The organism is Streptomyces virginiae, from assembly GCF_041432505.1.
Lineage (GTDB): Bacteria > Actinomycetota > Actinomycetes > Streptomycetales > Streptomycetaceae > Streptomyces > Streptomyces virginiae_A.
Genome location: NZ_CP107871.1, coordinates 8,360,771 through 8,386,805 on the forward strand (window position 1 = coordinate 8,360,771; position 26,035 = coordinate 8,386,805).

Consider the following 26,035-nt stretch of genomic DNA (forward strand, 5'->3'; position numbering starts at 1 on the left):
GGACGGTCGCAACCGTGGTCACGCGTTCGCCCGTGATCGCGCCCCCGAACAGGTGAAGGCTGCGCCACACCGGAACGCTTTGCCTCAGAGGCAAGGAGGTTTGCCAGGTAGGCAAGAATCTGGCTCAATCGGGGTATGACACCCGGACCCGACACCGGCCCCGACCCCGAAGGCGCGGCCGGTACCGACGAGGCGGCGGACGAGCTCCCCGCCGTGGCACCGCAGCTGCGCGAGCTGCGCCGCCGCGCCGGACTCACCCTGGAGGCCGCCGCCGCGCGGGCCCGGCTCTCGCCCGCCCACCTGTCCCGCCTGGAGACCGGTCGGCGCCAGCCCTCGCTGCCGCTTCTGCTCGGACTCGCCCGCACCTACGGTACGACCGTCTCCGAGCTGCTCGGCGAGACCTCCGCCGTCGCGGATCCCATCGTACGGGCCGGCGGTCCGGGCGCCCGCGAGGCCGACGGCTGGACGTACTGGCAGGCGGGCGGCTCCGGGCGGGGGATGCAGGCGCTGCGCGTGCACGTGCCTCCCCCGGCCACCGCCGGGAGGGGCCCCCGGGGCCGCAGCCAGGGCGAGCTGGTCCGCGTACATCCCGGCGAGGAGTGGTTGTACGTCCTGGAAGGGCGGCTGCGGCTGCACCTGGGCGAGGCCGAGCACCTGCTGGAGCCGGGGGACAGCGCGCACTTCGACTCGCTCACCCCGCACCGGATCGGCGCGGCCTCGACGGGCGGGGCCGACCTGCTCTTCGTCCACACCCTGCTGCAGAGCAGCCTGGCCGGGCTGTGCCTCGGCGGCGCCACCACGCACACGACCACGCACCACCGATAGCCGAGGAGTCGTACCCATGTCCCAAGCCCAGCAGCCCGCGGACCCGACCGCGACGTCGAGCGCGACCACCCCCGCACCGGAGCCCCGGACCATACGGGCCCGGTTCGAGTCGAAGTTCCCGCGCGGCCTGATCATCCGACTCATCGCCTACCTTTTCGTCGGCCACCTCTTCGCCTTCTTCGTCTACCTCCTCTTCGTCCTGGGTGGCCAGAACCAGTAACCCACCCAGGAAGACGAGTTCGGGCCGCGCGACTCTGGCAACGTCAAGGCCCTGTGGCTACCCTCCGCGCATGATTTCCACGGTTGTCTGGGGTACCGGCAACGTGGGCCGTCTGGCGATCCGCGCCGTCGAGGCCCATCCCGCGCTCCAACTCTGCGCAGTCATCGTCCACAATCCGGCCAAGGTCGGCCGCGATGCCGGTGAACTCGGCCGACTCGACCGCCTGACGGGGGTCGAGGCCACCGACGACATCGAAGCCGTCCTCGCCGCCCGCCCCCAGGCCGTGGTGTACGCCGCGTCCGGAGACATCCGGCCCGACGAGGCACTCGCCGACATCACCCGGGCCGTCCGATCGGGCGCGGTCGTCGTCAGCCCCGCCCTCTACCCGCTCTACGACCACCGCAATGCCCCGCCCGAGTTCCGCGACCCGGTGCTCGCCGCCGTCACGGAGGGCGGCGGCTCGCTCTTCGCCTCCGGCGTCGACCCCGGGTGGGGCAACGACGTCCTCCCGCTCCTGCTCAGCGGACTCGGCACCACCGTCGACGTCATCCGCTGCCAGGAGATCTTCGACTACTCCACCTACGACCAGCCGGACTCCGTCCGTGACCTCGTGGGCATGGGCCGGCCCATGGACCACGAGCCCATGATGCTGATGCCCTCGATCCCCACCATGGTGTGGGGCGGTCAGATACGGATGATGGCCCGCGCGCTCGGGGTCGAACTCGACGAGATCCGCGAGACCTCCGAGCGCCGCGCGCTCGACACCACGGTGACCACCAGGACCATGGGCACGTTCGAGGCCGGCAGCCAGGGCGCGATCCGCTTCGAGGTGCAGGGCATCGTCGGGGGCGAGCCCCGCATCGTCATCGAGCACGTCACCCGCATCCACGCCTCGTGCGCACCGGACTGGCCCATGCCGCCCGACGGCGGCGACGGCGCCCACCGGGTCGTCATCGAGGGCCGCCCGCGCATCGAGGTCACCATCGAGGCCACGGACGAGGGCGAGAACCGCTCGGCGGGCGGCAACGCCACCGCCGTCGGCCGCCTGGTCGGCGCCATCGACTGGCTCGTCGAGGCGGAACCGGGCCTCTACGACGCCCTCGACATTCCCCTGCGCCCCGCCATCGGCAGACTCGGAAGGACGAAGTCATGAGGATCGACATTCCCGAAGGCCAGCACCCGATCGAGTACGTGTGGGGCGACATGGTCCCCGGCATCGGCATGGCAGCCGCCAACTTCTCCCTGTCGGTGTACGCCCACACCACCCTGGGCCTGCGCGAGTTCGAGGCGGCCCGGCTGCGCGTCGCGCAGATCAACGGGTGCGTCTTCTGCCTGGACTGGCGCACCGAGCGGGAGGGGGAGAAGGTCGAGGAGGAGTTCTCCGACGCCGTCACCGAGTGGCGTACGACCGACGCGTTCGACGAACGCACCCGGCTCGCGGCGGAGTACGCCGAGCGGTACACCCTCGACCACCACGGGCTCGACGAGGAGTTCTGGGACCGGATGACCGCGCACTACAGCCAGCTGGAGATCGTGGAGCTGACGATGAGCATCGGGTCCTGGCTGGCCTTCGGCCGGCTCAACCACGTGCTCGGCCTGGACAGCGTCTGCGCGCTGCCGGGGCACTGAGCCGAGCACGAACCCGCGGCACGGGGCGCGAGCGCGGCACACGGGGCGTGGCACACAAGGAGAAGGGGCCGTTCGGTGAATCCGAACGGCCCCGGCCGCTGGGGGGAGGACGCGGCCCTACGGGAGGTCGGTGGCGATGATCTTCTCTATGTTGCGTTCGGCGAGTGCCGTGATGGTGACGAAGGGATTCACGCTCGCGTTGCCGGGGATGAGCGCGCCGTCGATCACGTACAGGCCGGTGTAGCCGTGCAGCCGACCGTAGTTGTCGGTGGCCTTGTTCAGGACCGCCCCGCCCAGCGGGTGGTAGGTGAGGGTGTCGTTCCAGATCTTGTTGCCACCGAACAGGTCGGTCCGGTAGATCGTCCCCTCCTTCGAGTTGATCTTGTCGAAGATGGTCTTGGCCATGGAGATGGACGGCGCCTTCCAGGCGGTCTGCCAGCTCAGCTCGGCCTTGCCAGCGGCCGCGTTCCAGGTGAACTCGGCGCGGTTCGGGTTCTTGGTGATCGAGAGGTAGAACGAGGCGTACGTCTCGATGCCGGTGGGCAGCGGGGCCACCTCGGCGAAGGCGCCGCCCGCGTCCCAGTTGTCGATGCCGGAGCAGGGGATGGTCGACTGGAGCTTGCCGGTCGGGTCCCACAGGTGGTTGGCGCGGCCGCACATGACGTTCCCGTTCTCGCCCCAGCCCTTGCCGACCTCGCCGTTGAGGTTCGCCAGCGCGCCCGTGGCCTTCAACTTGACCAGGAGCTTGCTGGTGCCGACGCTGCCGGCCGCGAAGAAGACGCGGCCCGCGGTCACGGTCTTGGTGGCCACGGTGTCACCGGTGGTGTTGATCTGGTCGATGGTGACCGTGTAGCCGCCCCCCGCCGCGGGGGAGACCGAGGTGACCTTGTGCAGCGGCGAGATGGCGACCCGGCCCGTGGCCTTCGCCTGGGCGAGGTACGTCTGCACCAGCGATTTCTTGCCGTGGTTGTTCCCGTAGAGGATCTCGCCGGCCAGGGCCGACTTGGTGGCGGTGCCGGCGGCCTCCCGCTTCATGTAGTCCCAGTCGTACACGTCGGGCACGAAGGTCCAGGCGAAGCCGGAGCGCTGGGCGTGCTTGCGGCCGACCCGGGAGAACTGGTAGCAGTCGGCGGTGTCGAACCAGGCCGGGTCGATCATGCCGACCCCGAGCCCGGCGTTGGCCCTCGGGTAGTAGGTGTCGTACATCTCGTCGGCGTCCACCGAGGGGAGGACGGCGGCGAAGTTGGCCCGCTTGGGCGTGACCGCCATACCGCCGTTGACCAGCGAGCCGCCGCCGACGCCGCGGCCCTGGTAGACCGTGATGCCCGCGAAGTCCTCCGCGTCCAGGATCCCGGTGTACTTGGGTACGTCCTTGTCGATCGGGAAGCCGAGGAAGTTGCTGAGCGGCGCCTTGGTCCGGGTGCGCAGCCAGAAGGACCGGTAGTCCGGGGTGGTCACCTTCGGGAAGATCTTGCCGTCGGAGCCCGGGGTGTCCCAGGACATGCCCATCTCGATCATCTGCACGTCCACGCCCGCCTGTGCCAGCCGCAGGGCCGCCACCGATCCGCCGTAACCGGTGCCGATGACGAGGGCCGGTACCTGGGCGCCGTCGGAGATCGGGCCGGGCGGGGCGGCCGCGGCCGCGTGTGCCGGGGCGAGGTGACCGGCCAGGGCCACCGCCCCGATAACAGAACCTGTTCTACCGAGAAATCCGCGACGGGAGATCCCGTTGGAGCTCTTCCTGGACAGCGGTTTTTCGTCCATGTGACGTTCCTCACTCGATGACAGAATGGGAACGAGTTCTACTGCCGCCTGCATGCGAAGTCACTACATACGTCTAGGTAACTTTCGGTCGATCACGTGACAGGGGGAGCGCCGCGCGGGCGCCGTACCCAGCCCAGGACCAGCAGGGACGCGACGGCCGCGAAGGCGCACCAGGTGGAGGCGAATTCCGGCCGCCACAGCGCTGAGCAGGCCGGCGCGCCCGCCGTCAACACCGCGCCGAGGGTCCGCAGCCGCCGGTCACCGCCGGGCAGCAGGGCGCCCAGGGTGGCGAAGAGGTAGCCCGTCAGTCCCAGCGGCATCCACGGAACATTCACGCCGTAGCCGATGGTGCGGCCCCGGATCTCGGCGGTCACCGGCCGGGTCGCGAGGCAGTCGCGGGCCCGACGCATCCGGGCCAGGCATACGATCCCGGCGGCCGAGATCACCGTGCCCGCCACCAGATCGGCCGTCGCGCTCCAGCACCCGGGATCAGCCGCGCTCCTCACGGGGTTCGAGCGGCGGGGCCGACACCGCGCAGTACGTGTGGCACTGGGGGTGGCACGCCTCGGGCGCGGGGGAGCGTACGGTCGCCCAGGCCAGGGCGGCGCCGGCGACGAACGCCCCGGTGCACCAGAGCATGGCCCGCCCGAAAGCGGCGTCGAACTGGGTCGCCGAGCGGTACGCATCCGGCCCCATCCCGGACAGCAACGGGAGGGCGGCCACCGCGAGCAGCCCGGCGACGCGCGCCGCCGCGTTGTTGATGCCGCTGGCCAGGCCCGCCCGGCCGGGATCCACCGAGGCGAGCACGGTCGACGTCAACGGGGCCACCAGGGCCACGAGGCCCATGCCCATGACGACCATCGCCGGCAGCACGTCCCGTACGTACGAGGCGGCGGGCCCCACCCGCAGCATCAGCAGTGTCCCGGCCGCGCACAGCAGCGGCCCCACCGTGAGCGGGACGCGCGGCCCGATCCGCTCCCCGAGCTCACCCGAGCGCGCCGACAGCAGGAGCATGAGGAGGGTCGTCGGCAGCATCGCGGCCCCGGCGGCCAGCGCCGAGTAGCCGGACACCACCTGGAGCTGGAGCACGACGAGGAAGAAGAACCCGCCGATCGCCGCGTACACGCACAGGGTGACGAGGTTGACGGCGGTGAACAGTCGGGACGCGAAGATGTCCGGCGGCACCATCGGATCGGGCCGCCGCCGCTCCACGGCGACGAAGGCGATGCCCAGCAGGACTCCGAGCACCGCGGCGACGATCACCGCCGGCGCGCCCGACCGGGCCTCGATCAGCGCGTAGGTGACCAGCCCCAGGGCGCTCGCGCCGAGCGCGGCCCCGGCCACGTCGAACCGCCCGTGCGCCTGCGGGTCCCGCGATTCCGGTACGTGCCGCAGGGCGACCGGCACGCACACCGCGGCCAGCGGCACGTTCAGCAGGAACACCCACCGCCAGCCCGGCCCGTCCACCAGCCAGCCGCCGAGGAACGGCCCCACGGCCGCGCCCACACCGCCGAGCCCCGACCACAGGCCGATCGCCCGCCCCCGGTCGTCGGCGCGGATGGACGCCTGGATCAGGGCCAGGGAGCCGGGCGCCAGCAACGCCCCGCCGATGCCCTGCAGGGCGCGGGCCGCGATCAGCACCCCGGCGTTCGGCGCGATGCCGCACAGCAGCGAGCCGACCGCGAACCACACCACGCCGAGCACGAAGATCCGCCGCCGCCCGAAGCGGTCGCTCAGCGATCCGCCGACGAGGATCAGCCCGGCCAGGGTCAGCAGGTAGGCGTTCACCGTCCACTGGAGCACCGCCAGATCGGCGTCGAGATCCTCCCCGATGCGCGGCAGCGCCACGTTCACCACGGTCCCGTCCAGCATGGCCATGGTCGACCCGAGCACGGTGGTCAGCAGGATCCACCGGCCGCGTGCGGACGCGATCGGGACACCGGCTCCGGACGGCTCGGCGGGCGCAGTCATGTCTTCAGGCTGGCCCGCCCGGCCGGAGCGGGCCACCGGGGCGTACCCAAGGACGGCCGAAAAGCCCCCCTTGTAATGAACATGACCTCTCGATCACCATGACCCGCGCACGTCACGCGCACCCTTCCCGCACAACCCGCACACGGCGTACGAGGAGACAACACGTGGCCCAACGCGACAACCGGTCCTCACGAGCCTTACGACCCACAAGGTCATCACGGCCCGCGCGGTCCTTACGTACGGCGCTCGCCGCTCTCACCTCGGTCCTGCTCCTGCCGATCGGCGCGGGCGTCGCCGCGGCCGCGCAGGACCCCGGCCCCGCCGCCCTGACCGCGGCCGAGCGCAAGATAGAACCCAAGCTCCGCGCCCAGCTCGACGACTCCGCCAAGGCCGCCTTCTGGGTCTATCTCGACAGCGCCGCCGACCTCACCGCCGCGGGGAAACAGCAGACCCGCGCCGCCAAGGCGGAAACGGTTCTGCGGATCAAGAAGGACCACGCCGCGCGCAGCCAGGCCGATGTCGTCAAGGCCCTGCAGAACGCCGGAGCCGACTACACCTCGTACTGGATCGTGAACGCCGTGCGCGTCGTCGGCAGCGAGAAGCTCGCCGGCAGCCTCGCCCAGCGGCCCGAGGTCGCCCGGATCGACGCCGACGACAAGGTCGCCCTCCCCAAGCCCACCGAGGGCAAGCGGGAGAAGGCCGTCGCCGACGCCGTCGAGTGGAACATCGACCGGATCAAGGCCCCGCAGGTCTGGGACCAGGTCGGTGTGCGCGGCGAGGGCATCGTCGTCGCCAACATCGACAGCGGCGTGGACTACACCCACCCGGCCGTGAACAACCAGTACCGCGGCAAGAAGGCGGACGGCACCTACGACCACGCCTACAACTGGTTCGACCCGGCGGGCGTGTGCACCACCGCGGCCCCCTGCGACAACAACGACCACGGCACCCACACCATGGGCACGATGGTCGGCGACGACGGCGGTGCCAACAAGATCGGCGTGGCCCCCGGCGCCAAGTGGATCGCGGCCAAGGGCTGCGAGTCGAACTCCTGCTCCGAGGCCTCCCTCCTCGCCTCGGGCCAGTGGATCGTCGCCCCGACCGATCCGAGCGGTCAGAACCCGCGCCCCGACCTCGCCCCGCACATCGTCAACAACTCCTGGGGCGGTGGCGGCGGCGACACCTGGTACCAGCAGATCGTCGACACCTGGCGGGCCGCCGGCATCTTCCCGGCCTTCTCCAACGGGAACTCCGGCCCGAGCTGCAACACCGCCGGCTCGCCCGGCGACTACGCCAGCTCCTACAGCTCCGGCGCCTTCGACATCAACAACGCGATCGCGTCGTTCTCCTCGCGCGGCGCCGGCCCCGGCGGCATCGTCAAGCCGAACATCGCCGCACCCGGCGTGAACGTGCGCTCCTCCGTCCCCGGCGGCGGGTACGAGGCCTTCTCCGGCACCTCGATGGCCTCGCCGCACACCGCGGCCGCGGTCGCCCTCCTCTGGTCCGCCGCGCCCGCCCTGGAGGGCGACGTCGCGCAGACCGAGTCGCTCCTGGACGGCACCGCCCTGGACACCGACAGCAGCCAGTGCGGGGGCAACGCCGCCGACAACAACGTCTTCGGTGAGGGTCGCCTCGACGTCCTGGCCGCCGTGAACGCCGCCCCGCGCGGAGCCATCGGCTCGCTCGGCGGCACCGTACGCGCCGGCGACCAGCCCGTCGCGGGCGTGAAGATCACCGCCGACGGCCCGATCGACCGTACGACCACCACCGCGGCCGACGGTAGCTACCGCTTCACCTCCCTCTCGGTCGGCGACTACACCCTGACCGCCGCCAAGTTCGGCTACGGGCAGCAGACCGCGACCGCCACGGTCACCGAGAACGCCACGGCCACCGGTGACTTCACCCTCACCCAGGCGGCCTCCGGCAAGCTCACCGGCACCGTGTCCTCGGCCGCCGGCCCCGCCGCGGGCGCCTCCGTCACCATCGCGGACACCCCGGTGACCGCGACCGCCGACGCCCAGGGCCGCTTCGAGGTCACCCTGCCGCACGGCACGTACGACGTGAACGCCACCCACGCCTCCCGCTGCGTCACCGGCGGCACGGCGAAGGTCACCGTCGCCGGCGACGCCACCGTCGCGGTGAACCTGCCCGAACGCACCGACGGCTACGGCTACGCCTGCGCCGCCGCCGGCGACCGCCCGTACGTCGAGGGCACCCGCCAACTCGCCCTCACCGGCGACAACACCACCGAGCGCGTCGACCTGCCCTTCCCGCTGCCCCTGTACGGCAAGACGTACGGCCAGGCCTGGATCGGCACCAACGGCACCGTCAGCTTCGGCGGCAACAACACCGGCGACATCAACGGGGACCTCCCGAGCACGGCCACGCCCAACGCGGCCCTGTACCCGTTCTGGGACGACCTCGTCGTCGGCGCCCCCGGCAGCGGCTCCGGCGTCTTCACCGCGGTCACCGGCACCGCCCCGCACCGCAGCTACGTGATCGAGTGGCGCCAGGTGTCCCACTGGTCGGCGCAGGCCGACAAGTTCTCCTTCTCGGCCACCATCGGCGAGGACGGCACCGTCTCCTACTCCTACAAGGGGACCGGCGGCACCGGCATCAAGGGCGGCTCCACCGCCACGGTCGGCGTGGAGAACGCGACCGGCACCGACGCCTTCAAGTACTCCTTCAACACCGCGGTCATCACGGACGGCCTGTCCATCGCCTTCCGGACCACCAAGAGCGGCGTGGTGGCGGGCCGGGTGCTCGACGCCAACGACGGCAACGGCGTCGCCGGCGCCACGGTGACCGTCGGCACCGGTGACACGGCGGTCTCCGCCACCACGGCGGCGGACGGCGGATACGTCGTCCAGAGCCCGTCCGGCGCGCTCCCCGTCTCGCTGGCGGCGCCCCAGTACGAGTCCGCCACGGCGACCGTGAACGTGAAGGCCGCCGACGTCACGGCCGTCACCCAGTCCCTGCGCACCGGAAAGGTGACGGCCTCCAAGCCGTCGGTCGAGGTCGTGCTCCCCGCGAACCAGCAGCGGACACGGACGCTGGACCTGACCAACCCGGGCCTCGGCACGGCGTTCACGGTGTCCGAGGACGCGACCTGGTTGACCGCCACCCCGGCGACCGGCGACCTCGCGACCGGCGCGAAGGTCCCGGTCACCCTTTCGGTGGACACCACCGGACTGACCCCGGGCGCGGTCCTCACCACCGACCTGAAGATCGGCTCGGCGAGCGGCCGGACCCCGGTCCTCTCCGTCCCGGTCAAGGTCGTCGTCCCCCGCTACCAGGTCGGCCTGGACGCGGGATCCGGCTACACGAGCACGGACAGCCTGGGTGACGCCTGGTCCCCGGACCGCAAGTACACCCCCGGCTCCTACGGCTACCAGGGCAACAGCACCGTGGAGGCCACCGGCCGCACCATCGCCGGTACGGACGACCAGCGGCTGTTCCGCAACGCCCGTGAAGGCATGTACGAGTACCGCTTCGACAACGTGCCGAACGGTACCTACACGGTGGAGCTGGGCTTCGCGGAGCTCTCCTCCACCAAGCCGAACAAGCGCGTCTTCGACGTCCTGGCCGAGGGCACCCAGGTCCTGCCCTCCCTGGACATCTCCCTGGAGGCGGGCACCTACAAGGCCCTGACCCGCACGTACACGGTCACGGTCACGGACGGGGTCCTCAACGTCCGCTTCGTCACGCACAGCGGATTCGGCAAGCCCCTGCTGAACACCCTGCGGGTGACCGACCGCCCGGACAAGAGCTGATCCTGTAGCAGGCGGGGCGGGGTGCCCGAGGGCGCCCCGCCCCTTCCTGCTCCTCCCGCCCCTTCCCGCCGCGCGGGCATTCGGGTGGCGGCGGCGCGCACTTCGCGGCGGCCTGCCACCAGGGCGGCGCCCAGCTCGTTAACGTGGGCCACCATGATGCCCCTGTGCGACCAGGCCACCGCAGTCCGGGCCCTCGTGGAGTCCACCGACCCCGGGGCGGTCTGGGCCGTCGGCGGCCCCGAGGGCCCGCACGCGGGCTCGGACGGCGAGCACCCGGCTGGCATCGCCTTCGACGTGGACGGCCTCGCGGCCGTCCTGGCGCTGTGGCCGGCCCTCGGCAGCCTCGTCGACGAGGGCGTGCTGAGCCTGCACACGCCACTCGCCGCCTACGGGGAGCCGGCGGCCGAGGGAATCCCCGCGGGGACCACCGCCCACCACCTCCTCACGCACCCCGGCGGTACCGCCCACCTCACCCACCTCACACGCCTCGTCGAGCACCTCTCGGGCAGCCCCCTTGCCGATCTCGTGACCACCCGGGTCTGGCACCCCCTCGGCATGACCGGCACCGGCTACACCGACGGCACCCTGCACGCGCCCCTCGCCGACCTCGTCCGCTTCCTGTGCCACCTCCTGCCCCCGGCGGACCCGGCCGCGCCGACGGGCATCAGCCGCACCTGGACCACCGAGTCCCTCCGGATCCGCACCGGCGAACTCACCCCCGCCCGGGGCCTGCTCTGGGACCCGGCCCCGCACGGGGTCTGGACCCACCACGCCCCGAAGGACGCGGGCCCGACCCTGTGGATCTCCCCCCGCCACCACCGCTGGGCACTCCTCCTGCCGACCGCCGGGCGAGGGATGTCCCGTACCGCCTTCCGCGAGGCCGCCTTCACCCCAACTGCCCCTGAATGAGCGATGGTTGTGTGAGATCCTGGAGGTCGTCCCCAGGAGGTCGCGGGACCGGACGCCGCGCTCACCGCCGACCAGCTGCACACCGTCCGACGCCTCGCGCGCACCGCGGGACTCGCCCTCGACTCGGGCCTCACCACCCTCGTCCGCTGCCACTCGGGCTACAACCGGTCCGGCCTCGTCGTCGCCCAGTGCCTGGTCGACCGGGGACTCGCACCCGCCGAGGCCATCGCCCGGGTGCGCCACGGTCGCTCCCCGTGGGCCCTGAACAACGAGGCCTTCACCGCCTACCTCACCGCCGGCCTCGACATCGCGGCGCTGCTGGTCGCACTGGACCCCTGAGACGGTCCTCGGAGCGCGGAGTGCCCAGGTGGGACGTACGGTGATGCCGTTGTCGCCGAGCGTTGTCGCTCCCGCCGCGGAGGTACACGGATGCGTACGGTCCAAGGAGCCGCCCTCGACGGTCTTCGAGCCCGGGTACGGGCCCTCGCCGCCCGGCGTCGCCCCGAGCACGCCGGCCGGACACCCCGCGGTGAGGCACCGGGCGCGGGCCGCCGGCCCACGATGCCGGGGCCGGGGACGGAAACCCCCGGCCGGCGGACCCCCGTCAAGGAATCGTCGCGGTACGCGGTCCTCGCCCCACCCCCCACCGCGGTCCGAGGAACCACCGCCCGAGCGGCCCTCACCGGCGTCGGCGGCCTGCTCCGCGGCCTCGCCCGGCCGCGCCCCGGCGACGTGCGCACCTCCGCCGCCGCGCTGCGTGCCCTGCGCGCCCGCCGAGGGGACGCGCCCGCCCTGATCCGCACCCGCTCCGGGCAGACCTTCCTCGTCCTCCTCGACCCGCAGGACCTGCGCCGCTTCTACGCCGAACCCGTCAGCCTCCTCGCGGCCGCCGCGCCGGACAAGTGCCGGGGCCTGGCCCCCGAGGAGCCCGCCGACTCCGGCTGCTCCCGAGGCGACCTCCGTGCGGAGCAGCGCCAGGTCGGCGCCGAGGTGTTGGCGTCGGACCGGCCCGTGCACCCCTCCTGCGGGCCCTTCCTCACCGCCCTCGCGGACGAGGCCCGGCACCTGACCGCCGCAGGGGGCGCGACCGGCGCCCGCACCGCCCCCGCCTCCCTCGATCTCGCCCGCGCCCGGTACGCCGTACATCGCGCCGCCCGGCGGATCGTGCTCGGTGACGCGGCGGCCGCGGACGAGGAGCTCAGCGGATGGCTCACCCAGCTGCGCGCCGAGGGCCGGAGCCCGCGCGGCGGCCGGGTGCGCGCCGCCCGCTCCGTGCACGACAAGGCCCGCGCCCGCATCGAGGAGTACGCCGACCGAGCCACCGACGACACCCTCGTCGGCCGGGCCGCCCGCCACGCCGATCCCACCGGCACCTTCGACCCCGTCGGCCAGGCCCAGCACTGGCTGCAGGCCCTGGACGCCGTACCGGACACCCTGTTGCGCACCCTGCTCCTGCTCGGGGCGCACCCCGCGGAGCAGGACCTGGCAGCTGCCGAGGCGGCCGCCGAAGCCGTCGCCGGGGCGGACCGGGGCGAACTGCCCCGGCTGCGGGCCTGCGTCCGGGAGTCCCTGCGGCTGTACCCGGTGGTGCCCGACCTGATCCGCGTCACCCGCGCCGAGACCGAGTGGCGGGGCGTGCGCTACCCGGCGGGCACCTCGCTGCTGGTCCCCGCCGCGTTCCACCAGCGCGATCCCGAACGGGTGCCGGCCGCGCATGTGTTCGTGCCCGGACGGTGGAAGAATCCGGGCGCGGACCAGGACATCCGGATGGCGCCCTTCAGCCACGGCGGCGGCCGCTGCCCGGGCGACCAGCTCGGCCTGATGGTCACCGCCGCGCTCTGCGCCGAGGTGCTGCGCGGCCATCGCGTGGCGAGCACCCGGCCCGTGCTCGACCCGGTGGGGCCGCTGCCCGCGACCCTCGACCCGCAGGGCATCCGGCTCACGCTCACCCGCCGCTGAGGACGCCCCCGCGCCCGACCGGGCTTCCGTCCCGAGTCGCATATCTGTTCGCACCCGACCCGGTCTGATCCTGCTCCACCCGGCCCGACCGTCCCCGCCCGTCCCCGAGACCCTGCCGAACCCCACGAGGATGACATGCCCGACGCCGCGACCTCCGCGTCCACCGCCCCGGACATCGAACTGCTCGACGCCCCGTGCCGCGCCCTCGCCGAGGCCGCCGACGCGGTCGGCGAGGCCGCCCGCCATGCCTCCGGCCTGGCCTTCGGCGCCCGTCTGCCCGCGGCCGCCCTCGCCCGGGGCGGCCGGACCCGGCTCGGCTGGCGCACCCTGCTGCGTACGCTCACCGACCCGGCGGGCCTCGGCTGGGCCCCGCGCGGCCGGGGGGTGGCCCGGGCCGGCCGGCTCGCCGGCATCCTGGCGGGCCGGGAGAGCCTCGCGATCAGCATCGCGGTCTGCGGGCTCAAGGCCCGGATCCGGGCCGCGAGCGCCGACCGACCCGAACTGTTCGACGATCCCGGCGCGGCCGCCGTCCTGGGAGCCGTCGGAGCGGGCCACCAGGGCGAGGCCGTCCGGCTGTTCCGCGCCATGATGCGCGAGCGCGGCGCCGAGCACGCTTTCGCGCTGCTGGCCCCGTCCTTCGCCGACATCCTCGCGTGGGACGCGCTGACCGACGCGAACCCCTTCAACGACCACGCCGGCTGGCAGGTCGCCACGGGCCGGGCCGAGACGGCCGAACCCGTCCTCGGACTCGGCGCCGCCTTCTGGGCCTTCTGCGACCGCGGCCCGGGCCTCCCCGAAGGACCGGCCGTAACGGGGGTGTCGCCCGCCCGCGGCACGGCCCGCCGCCGGGTCACGGAGCGGGCGCCCCGGCCGGCGCCGCGACCGCCGGACGGCGGCCTGAGCGGCCACGCCGCCGCGTTGCGCACGCACGCGTTCCGGCTGCACACGGCGGCGGGGGCCCCGCAGTGGCGCGGCCCGGAGAACGAGGCCCTGCGGGCCGAGGTCGCCAGGCTCGCGGCCCGTTGCGCGAGGGCGGCGGGCGGCCTCGCCCTGGCCGCCGCCCAGCTGAAGGAACCGCTGAAGGAACCGGCGGCGTAGCCGCTACAGGACCAGTGACAGCAGCAGGACGAGACCCAGGCCGACCACCGAGATGATGGTCTCCATCACCGACCAGGTCTTCAGGGTCTGACCGACGGTCATCCCGAAGTACTCCTTGACGAGCCAGAAGCCGGCGTCGTTGACGTGGCTGAAGAACAGCGATCCGGCCCCGATGGCCAGGACCAGCAGTGCGGTTCCGGTGGCGGACATGTCCGCCGCGAGCGGTGCCACCAGGCCCGCCGCCGAGATGGTGGCCACCGTCGCCGAGCCGGTGGCCAGCCGGATCGCCACGGCGATCAGCCAGGCCAGCAACAGGGTCGGTACGGCCCAGTTCTGGGACACGTCCAGGATCATCTGCCCCACGCCGACATCGATCAGCGTCTGCTTGAAGCCACCGCCGGCGCCCACGATCAGCAGGATGCCCGCGATCGGCGCCAGGGACTTCTCCACCGTGGTCGAGATCCGCGCCCGGGTGAAACCGGCCGCCCGGCCGAGCGTGAACATGCCCACCAGCACGGCCGTGAGCAGCGCGATCATCGGGGAGCCCGCGACATCGGTCACGCGCTGCACCGGGTCGGCGGGATCGTCCACCACGATGTCGACGAGAGCCTTGACGAGCATCAGCGCCACCGGCAGCAGCACGGTGAACACGGTGGCCCCGAACCGCGGTCGATGCGCCGACCCGGCCGAGGGCCGCGCCTCGACCACGCGTTCCGGCGCCGGGATGTCCACCCAGCGTGCCGCGTAACGGGAGAACAGCGGCCCGGCGATGATCACGGTCGGGATCGCCACGAGCACCCCGAGCCCGAGGGTGATCCCGAGGTTCGCGTGGAGCGCGTCGACGGCGACGAGAGGTCCGGGGTGCGGCGGGACCAGCCCGTGCATCACCGACAGCCCGGCCAGCGCCGGGATGCCGATCCGCATCAGGGAGTAGTTCCCCCGCTTGGCGACCAGCAGCACCACCGGGATCAGCAGCACGATCCCGACCTCGAAGAAGAGCGGCAGCCCGATCACCGAGGCGATCAGTACCATCGCCCACGGCATGGCCCGGCCCTTGGCCCGGGCGAGGATGGTGTCCACGATCTCGTCCGCGCCACCCGAGTCCGCCAACAGTCTGCCGAGGATCGCGCCGAGCGCGATCAGTACGCCGACGCCCGCGACCGTGGCGCCGAGTCCGGCGGTGAAACTGGCGACGGTCTTGGCCATCGGCGCGCCCGCGAAGACCCCGAGGGCCAGCGAGCCGACCGTCAGGGCCAGGAACGCGTGCAGCTTGAAGCGGGTGATGAGCAGGACGATGACGGCTATGCCCGCCAGGACGGCTATCCCGAGCCGGGCGTTCCCGGCCGAGGTGATCGGTCCGGTGGCGGCCGCTGCCAGAGTCTCGACGCTGAGACCGGTGGTCACGGTGACGTTTCCTCAGTTCTGTTGTGCGGGGAGCCTGCGCAGCGCGGCCAGCGCCCGCTCGGTGATGTCTTCCGGGGATCCGGACACGTCGACGACGACGCCGAGTTCGTCGTCCTGGAGCGGCTCCAGCGTGGCGAACTGCGAGTCGAGCAGGGTGGTGGGCATGAAATGGCCCTTGCGCGCCGCCATGCGCTTCTCGATCAGCGGGCGCTCACCGGCGAGGTGGACGAAGACGGCCCCGGGGGCCGCCGCGCGCAGCCGGTCACGGTAGGCGCGCTTGAGCGAGGAGGCGGCGATGACCCCACCGCGCCGGTCGGCGCTGTTGCGGATCCATTCGCCGATGGCATCCAGCCAGGGCCGGCGGTCGGCGTCGTCCAGCGGGATGCCGGCCGACATCTTGGCGACGTTGGCCGCCGGGTGGAAGGCGTCGCCCTCCGCGTACGGAACGCCGAGTGCCTCGGCGAGCAGTTGACCCACGGTCGTCTTGCCCGTGCCGGCCACGCCCATCACCACAATGACGCGCTGGGTGCTCACGCCTACCTCGCTGTCCTCGTCGACATCGGTTCGTGTGGCACCACTGAAGCGTATTAAGTACTACGTATTCAAGCCTCAGGTCGGAAACATCACATCTTTTGTCGGTGGGGGCGTCACCGTACGCTTACGCCATGACCACCGAAGGCAGTCCTGGACAGGGGCAGGGACTCCACACCCACGTGCTGGACACCCTCGGGCTCGCGATCACGGCGGGGGAGTACCCGCCCGGTAGCGTCCTGCGCACGGACGAGATCGCCGAGCGCTTCGACGCCTCCCGCACCGTCGTCCGGGAGGTCGTCCGCGTCCTGGAATCGATGCACCTGGTCGAGTCCCGCCGCCGGGTCGGCGTCACGGTGCGCCCCACCGACGAGTGGAACGTCTACGACCCGCGCGTGATCCGCTGGCGCCTGGCCGGCACCGACCGGCCCCGGCAGCTGCGGTCGCTCACCGTGCTGCGCTCCGCGATCGAGCCGGTCGCCGCCGGGCTCGCCGCGAAGCTGGCCACACCGGAGCAGTGCGCCGAACTCACCGAGGCGGCCCTCGGCATGGTCCGCACCTCGCGCGGCCACCAGCTGGAGGGCTACCTGCGGCACGACATCGCCTTCCACCGCGTCGTACTGAACGCCTCCGGGAACGAGATGTTCGCCCGCCTCGGGGACGTCGTCGCCGAGGTCCTGACCGGCCGCACCGAACACGCGGTGATGTTCCACGATCCCGACCCCGCCGCCGTCACCCTGCACGTCCAGGTGGCCGAGGCGGTCCGCGAGGGCGACGCGGCGCGCGCCGAGGAGCTGACCCGCCGGATCGCCGTGGGCGCCCTGGAGGAACTGGACGTACTCGCGCCCTGAACGCGCTCTGATCTCGCCCTGGACGCCCGCTCCCGGGGGCGCCGGTCAGCCGCAACCCCCGCAGCCCGAGTGGCAGCGCGGCCGGCAGGACGGTCGCCGCGAACGTCCGCCCCTCGGTGTTCTGGCGGACCGTCAGCAGGATCGAGACGACGACCGGGATCACGAGGAGCCGGCGCCGGGCGTGGTCGACCTCCCGGACGGCGACCGGGCCCTGCGGTATCGCCGCTGTGGGCAGGTGCTTGACGCAGTCGGTCACGGCGCCGGTATGGGAGCGTCGTGCCGCGGCCCAGGAGAGCCGGCCGCGGCACGGAATCGCTCCGGCCGCTTCCGGTGGCGGCCGTCCGCCCTCAGACGTCGAGCGCGGCGAGTTCGAGTGCGCCGAGGCGCTCCGGTTCCGCCACGATGTCGATCTCGGTGATCAGACCGTCCTCGATCGTGAAGCCGAGCACCAGGAACAGTCGTCCCAGCGGGGCCATCGCCAGGCCGACCACTCCGTCGACCAGGGCCGGCGCCGTGGCCCGCGCCCGCTGCATGGCGGCCATCGCGCTCGTGGCGACGGTGTCGGCGCCGCGCAGGAGGATCGGGGCGGCGGTGGGGACGACGGCCTTGTCGGCCCGGAGCACCACGTCGGGGTGGAGCAGGGTGACGAGCGCGTCGAAGTTCCCGCCACGGGTGGCGGCCAGGAAGGCGTCCACGACGAGGCGCTGACGGGTCAGATCGGCCTCGGGCACCAACGGGGCACCCTTGACGCGGCGGCGGGCCCGGCTCGCGAGCTGACGGGTCGCCGCCGGGGACTTCTCGACCATCGGGGCGATCTCGTCGAAGGGCACGGCGAACAGGTCGTGCAGCACGAACGCGAGCCGCTCGGCCGGCGCCAGCTGGTCGAGCACCACCAACAACGCCAGCCCCACCGAATCGGCCAGCAGAGCTTCCTGTTCGGGGTCGACCGTGTCCACCCGGTCGACGGCGGGGTCGGCCGGATACGCCTCCATGGGGTCCTCGCGCCGGGACTCGCGCGAGCGCAGCATGTTCAGACAGATACGCGACACGACCGTCGTCAGCCAGCCGCCCAGGTTCTCGACCTCGCCGACATCGGAACGGTCGAGGCGCAGCCAGGCTTCCTGGACGGCGTCCTCGGCCTCGGCGAGCGAGCCGAGCATGCGGTAGGACACCGCTCTCAGATGAGAGCGGTGCTCCTCGAAACGTTCCGTCAGCCCTGCATTCCCGTCCACCGGACCCCCCAGTCGATCGCACCCGGTGGATCATCAAAACAGATCACGGGAGCTGCTGGATAATGGCCCCCTGAACAGCACAAGCGAGTGGAGACGCCGGATGCGCGACGCGGTCCGGCAGGAGAGGGAGCCCCCGATGGACGTGCAGCACTTCGAGCGGATCACCGCATTCATCGAGGCGCGGCTCACCCCGCTGTTCGACGAGGCGACCGGCAGCGAACACGGCTTCGCCATGGACGACGCCTCCCGTGCCCTGCGCGCGCTGCGCAACTCGGTCCTGGAGGCCTCCGCCATCAAGGGCCTCATCGAGAAGCGGGAATCCGCCGAGCCGGCCATGCGTCGCGTCATCGACCAGTCGGTGGAGCACAACTGGGACGTGTTGCGCGGCATCGCCCGCCAGTGGGAGGACCACGCCGACTTCCGCCACGAGTTCAAGCACCACGCCTGGGAGCTCGACCACCACCACGCCACCGTGGAGGCCTGAGCTCACCGCGGCGGTACGAGGACTCCGCGCGCGGCGACGGCCGCGCGCAGGAGCCCCGCCGTGGCGGCCCGTTCCGCGGGCGACGGCGACAGCACCCCGTTCTCGGTCATCAGGGAGTGGAACTGCTGTTGCTCGTAGGGGACTCCGGGCGGCAGCGCCGCGATGTGCCAGTGCAGGTGGGCGTTGCCCTGTCGGCTCCCCAGTGAGTAGAGGTAGGTGCGCTCGCTGTCGAAGACGTCCTCGACGGCGAGCGCGACCTCCCGTACGACCAGCATCAGCCGGGTGTAGGCCGCGGGGTCCAGATCGCGCACGGCGTGCTCGATGTGCGCCTTGGGGGCCACCAGGACCTTGCCGGGGAGCGTGGGCCAGCGGTCGAGGAAGGCCACGTGGTGCTCGTCCTCGAAGAGGATCTCGTGTGCGTAGTCGGGGTGACCGGCGAGGAAGGCGCAGACGAAGCATGGCCCGCCGCGCGTCCGCTCGACGTAGGCCTCGAGATCCATCGGCTCCCGGTCCATCGGTTCGCGGTCCAAGGCTTCACGGTCCAAGGGTTCACGGTGCGTCGGCATCTGCACATCCTCCCACCGGCTCCCTGCCGTCAGGGTGCGAATCGGACGTCCGTGAGGTGGCCGGTCACCACCAGGTCGCCGGCCGGGGTGCGCCGTACGAGGGTGCCGGTGCGGAGGTAGCCGTCGGGGGTGAAGGCGCGCGCGGTGCGATGGGGCGCCCGGTAGTAGCCCCGCGGGAGGTGGGGACCGCGGGCGAGGAGCTCGCCGGACACCCCCTCCGGCACGTCCTGGCCGTCGGCGTCGACCACGCGGATCTCGACGTCGGGCGAGAGCGGGCGCCCCCGCGTGCCGAGGACGGTCTCGTCCGGATCAGCCGGCCGGGTGAGGGTGAGCACCCCCTCGGCCGTGCCGAAGACCTGTTGCAGGCGGCAGCCCAGCACGGGCCCCACCCGAGCGGCGGTCGCCCGCTCCAAGGACCGGACCCCGCCGATCTGGGCGAGGCGCAGACTGCTCACGTCGGCCTGGGCCGAGGGAAGCAGATCGAGCCAGAGCCGCGCGTCGCCAGGCTCCAGGAAGGTGACGGTGACCCGCTCCCGCTCGACGGCCGCGAGGCATGCGGCGGCCCCCGGGTCCTCGGCCATGACGACGGTGCCGCCGACCGAGAGGGTGCCGACGATGCCGGGGCAGCCGAAGGCGAAGTCGGACGCGGCGGGCAGCGCGGCGAGGTACACGTCGTCCTCGGTGAGCGACACCAGCTCGGCGGCGGCCCTGACCTGGTAGGCGTAGGCGTCGTGGGTACGCGGAACGAGCGCGGGCTCCGCGCCGGCGACGCCGGAGAGCAGGAAGAAGGCCACCTGGTCGGCGCTCCGCGCGAGCGGCCGGTCGGGCGGGGAGTCGAGGGAGCCCAGGGGGTAGTACTGGCAGCCTGCGGGGTCGACGGTGAAACCGCCGTACGGGGAGGACTCGCCCGGCGCCTCGAAGGTGAACACCCGGCGCAGGAAAGGACCTCGGGCGGCGATGTCCGCCGCCATCGCCGTGAGGTCGAAGCCTTGGTGGGCCCGGGGCCCGACGTAGCCGACGGCCTGGCCGACCCGCACGAGGTGGGACACCTCGGCCGCGCGGTGGGTCATCGGGCACAGGACGGGGACCGCGCCGGCGCGCATCAGCGCGAACACGGTGATGACGAACTCGGGAACGTTCGGCAGCTGGACGACGACCCGCTGCCCGGGCCGCAGACCGCGCAGCCGGAACCCGGCGGCCATCCGGTCCACGGACCGGTTCAGGCGCGCGTACGTGAGGCGGGTACCGCCGTGCACGAGCGCGGTCCGGGGCCCGTACCGCAGGGACCGGTCGCGCAGCAGGTCGTCCAGCGTGTCGCCGCGCCAGAGCCCGGCCGCCCGGTAGCGGTCGACGAACTCGGCGGGCCACGGCGTGCAGCCGTCGAGCAGGGATGTCATTCGCTTCCTCGGGGAGAACCGCACCGTTCCGATCCGGACAAGCCAAGCCGTCAACACGGCCTGCGGCAATGCGCTTTCCCGACCACGGCCGCGCCCCACCCTCGGCGGAAGGTCCAACGGGCGCCGCTGACCAGGGGGATCGGTCAGGCTCGCGGCCGGCGTCGGTCAATGTCCTCGAAATGATCAAGAACCCGGGCGGCGCGCTCCTGGCCCGCGCCCGGAAGGGGGAAGAACACCATGCCCGACCGGACCGACGCCGCGAGAGCGGCCCGCCTTGCCACGACCGTGCTGATGACCGCCGCCCTGACGGCCTGCGGATCCTCCGAGCCCGCCCCGAACGACGCCGGGTCGACTCCCCAGCCCTTCGGGAATCCGACGGCCGTGAGCGACGACGTCCAGATCACCGCCGCCGCCGAAGGATTCATGAAGGCGTGGATGCTCGACCCCGCCGACGTCAAGGCCATGTGCGAGCACCAGACCAAGGCGGCACGCCCCAACTTCACCGATGACGGCGGAACCGTCGAAGGCTGCGTCGCCGAACGGAAGTCCCTGACCGAACGGACCCCGGAGCCGGGGCGCGCCCCGCTGCGGTTCACCGTCGACCACGTCCAGGACGTGAAGGCGTCCCGGAAGCACCCGGCCGGCAAGGGAGTCCTCGCCACGGGGCAGCGCGACGGCAGCAAGCCCTTCCGCTACGCGCTGCGCCTCGTCAAGGAGGACGGCCGGTGGCGGGTGGAGCAGCGCGAGGACGTCGCAAGCCGCTACGACCACACCGCCGACCCGGTCGCCGACGTCCTGTGGTCCATGGGCTGACCCGGCGGGGCGGCACTCAGGCCCGGCGGAGTCCGCCGGGCCGGGCTGTGGCCCCCGCCGGGGCCGTCGGGCCCGCCGTCAGGCGGGGTTCGCCGTCTTGCGGGGCGTGGTCTGCTGGACCGCCCAGCCGTTCCCGTCGGGGTCGGAGAAGTAGACGAACGAGCCCCACGGCAGGTCCTGGATCTCCGTCACCTCCACCCCCCGGCCGCGCAGGTCCTCGTACGCCTCCTCGATGTCGGTGACGACGACCTGCATGTTGTCCAGCGACCCCGGGGTCATCCGGGTCAGCCCCTTGCCGATCGCGATCGAGCAGGCCGAGCCCGGCGGGGTCAGCTGGACGAAGCGGATGTCCTCGCTGACGGTGACGTCGTGGTCGGCGTTGAAGCCGAGCTTCTCGTAGAAGGCCTTGGCCCGGTCCACGTCGGTGACGGGGACGGCGACGAGTTCCAGTTTGATGTCCATCCCAGCATCATGGCCCCGACACCGGTGCCTCGCCGCCCGACACCGCGAACTGGGTGCGGTACAGCTCCTCGTACCGTCCGCCCGCCGCCAGCAGCTCGGTGTGCGTGCCCCGTTCCACGATCCGGCCGTCCTCGACCACCAGGATCAGGTCCGCCGCCTGCACGGTCGACAGCCGGTGCGCGATCACCACCGCCGTCCGGCCCGCCAGGGCCTCGCCCAGGGCCTCCTGCACCGCGGCCTCCGAGGTGGAGTCCAGGTGCGCGGTGGCCTCGTCGAGGATCACCACCCGCTGCCGGGCCAGCAGCAGCCGGGCGATGGTCAGCCGTTGGCGTTCCCCGCCCGAGAGCCGGTAGCCGCGCTCCCCGACCACGGTGTCCAACCCGTCCGGCAGCGAGGCGACCAGCCCGTCCAGCCGCGAGCGCCGCAGCGCCTCCCAGATCTCCTCCTCGGAGGCCTCCGGGCGGGCCAGCAGCAGGTTGGACCGCACCGACTCGTGGAAGAGGTGCCCGTCCTGGGTGACCATGCCGAGCGTCTCGCGGATCGAGTCGGCGGTGAGGTCCCGTACGTCGATCCCGCCGAGCCGGACCGCGCCCGCGTCGGCGTCGTACAGCCGCGGCAGCAGCTGCGCGATCGTCGACTTGCCGGCGCCGGACGAGCCGACCAGAGCGATCATCTGGCCCGGCTCGGCCCGGAAGGACACCTCGTGCAGCACCTGCGTACCGCCCCGGGCGTCCAGGGTGGCGACCTCCTCCAGGGAGGCGAGGGAGACCTTCTCGGCGGCCGGGTAGCCGAAGGAGACCCGGTCGAACTCCACGGCCACCGGCCCCTGCGGCACGCGGCGGGCATCCGGCTTCTGGGCGATGAGCGGCTTCAGGTCGAGGATCTCGAAGACCCGCTCGAAGCTGACCATCGCGCTCATCACCTCCACACGGGCGCCGGCGAGCGCGGTGAGAGGGGCGTACAGCCGGGTCAGGAGAAGGGCGAGGGCGACGACGGAACCGGCGTCCAGGGAACCGCGCAGGGCGTAGAACCCTCCGAGCCCGTACACGAGTGCCAGGGCCAGCGCGGAGACCAGGGTGAGGGCCGTGATGAAGGCCGACTGGGCCATCGCCGTACGGATCCCGATGTCCCGTACCCGTGCCGCCCGGGCCGCGAACTCCGCGGACTCGTCGGAGGGCCGGCCGAACAGCTTGACCAGCGTCGCGCCGGGGGCCGAGAACCGCTCGGTCATCTGGGTGCCCATCGCGGCGTTCAACGCGGAGGCCTCCCGCTGCATGGCCGCCATCCGCGTCCCCATCCGACGGGCCGGCAGCACGAACACCGGCAGCAGCACCAGCGCCAGCAGGGTGATCTGCCAGGAGATGCTCAGCATCACCGTGAGGGTCAGCAGCAGGGTGACGGTATTGGCGACCACTCCCGACAAGGTGTTGCTGAAGGCCCGCTGGGCGCCGATCACATCGTTGTTGAGGCGGCTGACCAGCGCCCCCGTGCGGGTCCGGGTGAAGAAGGCGACCGGCATGCGCTGCACGTGGTCGAAGACCGCCGTCCGCAGGTCCAGGATCAGCCCCTCGCCGAGGGTGGCGGAGAGTCGGCGGGTCAGCAGTCCGAGCCCGGCCTCCGCGACCGCGATCAGCGCGATGAGCAGGGCCAGCCGGGTGACCGCGGAGCTGTCGCGGCCGTCCACGATGGCGGTGACGACCCGGCTGGCGAGCACCGGCGTGGCCACCGCGAGCAGCGCGGTCACCACACTCAGCAGCAGGAAGAGGGTGAGCCCGCGGCGGTGCGGGCGGGCGAAGGCGGCGACGCGGCGCAGGCCGGCCCGGGAGAGCGTGCGACGGTCCTGCTGGGCGTTGATCGCGCTGTGCAGCGACGTCCAGGCGGTGACTTCCATGTCCATGGCTCGAACGCTAGGACCTCAACCAAACCTGAGGTCAAGCATTCGATCCGGGGTCGCCCGCACGGGGCGTCAACTCCCGCCCGTACGAGCGATTTTGCCGACCTCCGCCCGTTGTCGGTGCCCGGTGGCATCATCGGTCCATGACGCAGGGATCCGAGTCCGTACGCTTCGACAAGCGAACCACCGACACCGTCCTGCACCGCTTCGAGCAGTGGGCCCGCGACACCCCCGAGGCCCGCGCGCTCATCGCCGGCCCGGACAGCCTCACCTACGGAGAACTGGACGCGCGCGCCGAGCGGCTGGCGCACCGTCTGCTCGGCTCCGGTCTCCCGCTCGGCGCGCTCGTCGCCGTCGGCACCGCCCGACAGGCCCACCTGGTCGTCGCCGTCCTCGCCGTCCTCAAGGCCGGCGGGTCCTACACCGTGGTCGACGTGGCGAGCCCGCGCTCAGGGCGCCGGCAGCTCGCCGCGGCCGAGCCCCTCCTCCTGCTCACCGACGCCGCCCGGCAGGCCGCCCTCGACGACGGCGGCGGCCCCCGGGTGATCCGGCTCGACGCCGAGACACCGACGATCGGCCGGCCGCGCACCGACCAGCCCGCGGACCGACCCGGGAACCGGTCCACGGATCCGCTCCCCGGGGCGGCCGCCGTACCGCCGCGCCGTACCGCCGCGGTCCTGTTCACCGGAGCGGCCGAGCCACGCGCGGTCCCGGTGGGCCACGGGCTGCTCCTCGCCGCCCACGACGCCTGGGCCGAGGTGGCCCGGCCGACCCCGCGCGACCGCCACCTGTTCACCCTCGGTACGGACGTCACCGCCTTCGCCGCGGGCTGGACCCGGGCCCTGTGCTCGGGCGGCGCCCTCGTGCTCTCCCCGCGCTCCGTCTGGAAGCCCGAGGAGGTCCGCGCGGCCGTCGCGACCGAACGCGTCACCGTGCTGCACACCGACCCGGCCGGCGCCACCCTGCTGTTGATCCGGGACCCCGAGTCGGGCACCCTCGCCCCGGTCGCCCATCGGCCGGCCGACCCCGCCTGCCGGTCCCTGCGGCTGCTCGCCGTCACGGGTGACCGGCTCTACCTCGACGAGCAGGCCACCCTGCAGGCCCGGCTGCACCCCGGCGCCCGCGTGCTCAACGTCTACGGCTCCGCGGAGTGCGCCGGGATCGGAACCTGGTTCGAACTCCCGCAACTACCGCACCCGTTGGACGACCTGGAAGAGATCTCCCTGCTCGGTACCGCGTTCCCCGGCTTCCGGATCGAGACCCGCGGCAGGGAGATCTTCCTCGTCACGCCGGACGGCGGTGACGCGATACCGACCGGCGACGTCGGCCTGCTCCGTGACGACGGCCTGCTGGAGTACGGCGGCCGGATCCGGGACCGGATCGCCCTGCCCGGCGGCCGGTGGGTCGACCCGTACCCCGTCGAATCCGCCATCCGCCGTCACGAGGGCATCGGCGCGGTCATCGTCAAGGCCGTCGACGGCCCGCGCGGCCCGCGGCGGCTCGTCGCCTACGTGGCCCCACCCCCCGGCGGCCCGACCTGGCCGGCCGGGGCCTTCCTGCCGGACATCGAAGAGCTCCGCGACCACCTGGCGGGCAAGGTGCTCCGGGAGGAGGCCCCACGCACCGTGATCCGGCTGCGCACCCTGCCCCGCACCGCCGCGGGCCAAGAGGACCGCGACGCCCTGCCGCTGCCCATCATGCCCGCGGCGGCGAAGGCCGCCGGAAGCAAGTCCGGCAAGTCCGGGGCCGCCGCGGGCACGAGCGAAGCCTCGGCGGGCTGCGCGGCCGGCTGCGGGGGAGTCGGACTGGGCTTCGTCGCCATGATCCTGACGAACTTCCTGTGGCCCGGATCGACCGACCTCACCGGAGTACCGCAGCCCTGGGCGTTCCTCTTCTTCGTGCTCTACCTCTTCGAGTGCGTCGCCTTCGGCGTCGGGGTGGTCTTCCTCATCGGCGGCCGCGCCCGGATGCTGCGCCAACGCCGTAGCCCCTCCCTGACCGTGGCCGCCCATCTCGCCGTGTCCTACCTGCTGTTGTCCTGGTGGCCGCAGGACAACCTCTACCGGCTGGCCGCCAAACAGGACTGGCCGCGCCAGGCCGCGCTCGTCTACGCCTTCAACGTCCCCCTGATGATCGCGGGCGTCCTCGTCGCGGCCTACGTCGTCAGCAAACCGGCCGACCCCTTCGACTTCCACGACCCCCTCGACGACCACCCCGACCGCTGACCGGAGCACAGGGCCCGCGGCCGGCCGC

The 26,035-nt window shown here is 72.7% G+C and carries 22 protein-coding genes; 12 read left to right on the forward strand and 10 right to left on the reverse strand.

All coding sequences use genetic code 11. From position 1 onward, the window contains the following. Positions 1–135: 135 nt before the first annotated feature. The 4 genes from OG624_RS38575 (at position 136) to OG624_RS38590 (ending at position 2,674) form a co-directional block, all read left to right on the forward strand. A complete protein-coding gene (locus OG624_RS38575; RefSeq protein WP_371640543.1) occupies positions 136–825 on the forward strand; it encodes a helix-turn-helix domain-containing protein in 690 nt (229 codons plus the stop codon). Between the two features lie 16 nt (positions 826–841). Further along, entirely contained in the window at positions 842–1,045 is a 204-nt protein-coding gene (locus OG624_RS38580) for a DUF6126 family protein (protein WP_033216506.1), read from the forward strand. A 70-nt stretch (positions 1,046–1,115) separates the two neighbouring features. After that, entirely contained in the window at positions 1,116–2,198 is a 1,083-nt protein-coding gene (locus OG624_RS38585; RefSeq protein WP_371589548.1) for an NAD(P)H-dependent amine dehydrogenase family protein, read from the forward strand. After that, positions 2,195–2,674: a carboxymuconolactone decarboxylase family protein gene (locus OG624_RS38590; RefSeq protein WP_030717911.1), complete on the forward strand. Its 480-nt coding sequence runs from the start codon at positions 2,195–2,197 to the stop codon at positions 2,672–2,674. The genes OG624_RS38585 and OG624_RS38590 overlap by 4 nt, the downstream gene beginning before the upstream one ends. Before the next feature lie 117 nt (positions 2,675–2,791). On the opposite strand, the gene OG624_RS38595 is transcribed toward OG624_RS38590, so the two are convergent. The 3 genes from OG624_RS38595 to OG624_RS38605 all read right to left on the reverse strand — a co-directional run bounded on the left by OG624_RS38595 (position 2,792) and on the right by OG624_RS38605 (position 6,409). Next, a complete protein-coding gene (locus tag OG624_RS38595) occupies positions 2,792–4,438 on the reverse strand; it encodes a GMC oxidoreductase (protein ID WP_371640544.1) in 1,647 nt (548 codons plus the stop codon). A 92-nt stretch (positions 4,439–4,530) separates the two neighbouring features. Next, on the reverse strand, positions 4,531–4,944 hold the full coding sequence (locus OG624_RS38600; protein WP_371640545.1) for a DUF6629 family protein: 414 nt from the start codon (positions 4,942–4,944) through the stop codon (positions 4,531–4,533). Then, positions 4,928–6,409, reverse strand: coding sequence for an MFS transporter (locus OG624_RS38605; RefSeq protein WP_033216512.1), 1,482 nt, complete (start codon positions 6,407–6,409; stop codon positions 4,928–4,930). The genes OG624_RS38600 and OG624_RS38605 overlap by 17 nt, the downstream gene beginning before the upstream one ends. A gap of 164 nt (positions 6,410–6,573) precedes the next feature. On the opposite strand from OG624_RS38605, the gene OG624_RS38610 reads away from it, so the two are divergent. From OG624_RS38610 to OG624_RS38625, 4 genes are all read left to right on the forward strand, one after another. After that, positions 6,574–10,182, forward strand: a complete 3,609-nt coding sequence (locus OG624_RS38610; protein WP_371594309.1) for a S8 family serine peptidase — start codon at positions 6,574–6,576, stop codon at positions 10,180–10,182. Positions 10,183–10,335: 153 nt separating this feature from the next. Then, positions 10,336–11,091, forward strand: coding sequence for a hypothetical protein (locus OG624_RS38615; protein WP_371640546.1), 756 nt, complete (start codon positions 10,336–10,338; stop codon positions 11,089–11,091). Between the two features lie 429 nt (positions 11,092–11,520). Next, positions 11,521–13,050, forward strand: coding sequence for a cytochrome P450 (locus OG624_RS38620; protein WP_371589554.1), 1,530 nt, complete (start codon positions 11,521–11,523; stop codon positions 13,048–13,050). 135 nt (positions 13,051–13,185) lie between these two features. Beyond that, positions 13,186–14,148 (forward strand): hypothetical protein, encoded by a 963-nt coding sequence (locus OG624_RS38625; RefSeq protein WP_371589555.1) that lies wholly within the window; start codon positions 13,186–13,188, stop codon positions 14,146–14,148. A gap of 3 nt (positions 14,149–14,151) precedes the next feature. On the opposite strand, the gene OG624_RS38630 is transcribed toward OG624_RS38625, so the two are convergent. Continuing rightward, the gene (locus OG624_RS38630) at positions 14,152–15,552 is read right to left on the reverse strand and encodes a GntT/GntP/DsdX family permease (RefSeq protein ID WP_033216520.1); all 1,401 of its coding nucleotides are present in this window, start codon (positions 15,550–15,552) and stop codon (positions 14,152–14,154) included. A 12-nt stretch (positions 15,553–15,564) separates the two neighbouring features. Then, the gene (locus OG624_RS38635) at positions 15,565–16,086 is read right to left on the reverse strand and encodes a gluconokinase (RefSeq protein ID WP_033216522.1); all 522 of its coding nucleotides are present in this window, start codon (positions 16,084–16,086) and stop codon (positions 15,565–15,567) included. 131 nt (positions 16,087–16,217) lie between these two features. Between OG624_RS38635 and OG624_RS38640 the strand changes: the two genes are divergently transcribed. Continuing rightward, positions 16,218–16,934 carry a FadR/GntR family transcriptional regulator gene (locus OG624_RS38640; RefSeq protein WP_161295070.1) on the forward strand — a complete coding sequence of 239 codons (717 nt, stop codon included), beginning with the start codon at positions 16,218–16,220 and terminating at the stop codon, positions 16,932–16,934. Between the two features lie 347 nt (positions 16,935–17,281). Here the strand turns inward: OG624_RS38640 and OG624_RS38645 are convergent, their stop codons facing one another. Then, positions 17,282–18,166 (reverse strand): sigma-70 family RNA polymerase sigma factor, encoded by an 885-nt coding sequence (locus tag OG624_RS38645; RefSeq protein WP_033216526.1) that lies wholly within the window; start codon positions 18,164–18,166, stop codon positions 17,282–17,284. Between the two features lie 136 nt (positions 18,167–18,302). Between OG624_RS38645 and OG624_RS38650 the strand changes: the two genes are divergently transcribed. Continuing rightward, on the forward strand, positions 18,303–18,650 hold the full coding sequence (locus OG624_RS38650; protein WP_033217166.1) for a hypothetical protein: 348 nt from the start codon (positions 18,303–18,305) through the stop codon (positions 18,648–18,650). Positions 18,651–18,652: 2 nt separating this feature from the next. Here OG624_RS38650 and OG624_RS38655 read toward each other — a convergent pair whose 3' ends face one another. Further along, positions 18,653–19,216, reverse strand: coding sequence for an HIT family protein (locus OG624_RS38655; RefSeq protein WP_371589556.1), 564 nt, complete (start codon positions 19,214–19,216; stop codon positions 18,653–18,655). Positions 19,217–19,245: 29 nt separating this feature from the next. Next, the gene (locus OG624_RS38660; protein ID WP_371640547.1) at positions 19,246–20,613 is read right to left on the reverse strand and encodes an AMP-binding protein; all 1,368 of its coding nucleotides are present in this window, start codon (positions 20,611–20,613) and stop codon (positions 19,246–19,248) included. A 237-nt stretch (positions 20,614–20,850) separates the two neighbouring features. On the opposite strand from OG624_RS38660, the gene OG624_RS38665 reads away from it, so the two are divergent. Further along, on the forward strand, positions 20,851–21,426 hold the full coding sequence (locus tag OG624_RS38665; RefSeq protein ID WP_371640548.1) for a hypothetical protein: 576 nt from the start codon (positions 20,851–20,853) through the stop codon (positions 21,424–21,426). 78 nt (positions 21,427–21,504) lie between these two features. On the opposite strand, the gene OG624_RS38670 is transcribed toward OG624_RS38665, so the two are convergent. Together OG624_RS38670 and OG624_RS38675 are read right to left on the reverse strand one after the other, a co-directional pair. Next, positions 21,505–21,888, reverse strand: a complete 384-nt coding sequence (locus tag OG624_RS38670; RefSeq protein ID WP_033216532.1) for a VOC family protein — start codon at positions 21,886–21,888, stop codon at positions 21,505–21,507. A gap of 7 nt (positions 21,889–21,895) precedes the next feature. Continuing rightward, on the reverse strand, positions 21,896–23,785 hold the full coding sequence (locus OG624_RS38675; protein ID WP_033216536.1) for an ABC transporter ATP-binding protein: 1,890 nt from the start codon (positions 23,783–23,785) through the stop codon (positions 21,896–21,898). A gap of 140 nt (positions 23,786–23,925) precedes the next feature. Here OG624_RS38675 and OG624_RS38680 point away from each other — a divergent pair, with 140 nt between their 5' ends. Further along, a complete protein-coding gene (locus tag OG624_RS38680; protein ID WP_371640549.1) occupies positions 23,926–26,007 on the forward strand; it encodes an AMP-binding protein in 2,082 nt (693 codons plus the stop codon). Positions 26,008–26,035: the final 28 nt, after the last annotated feature.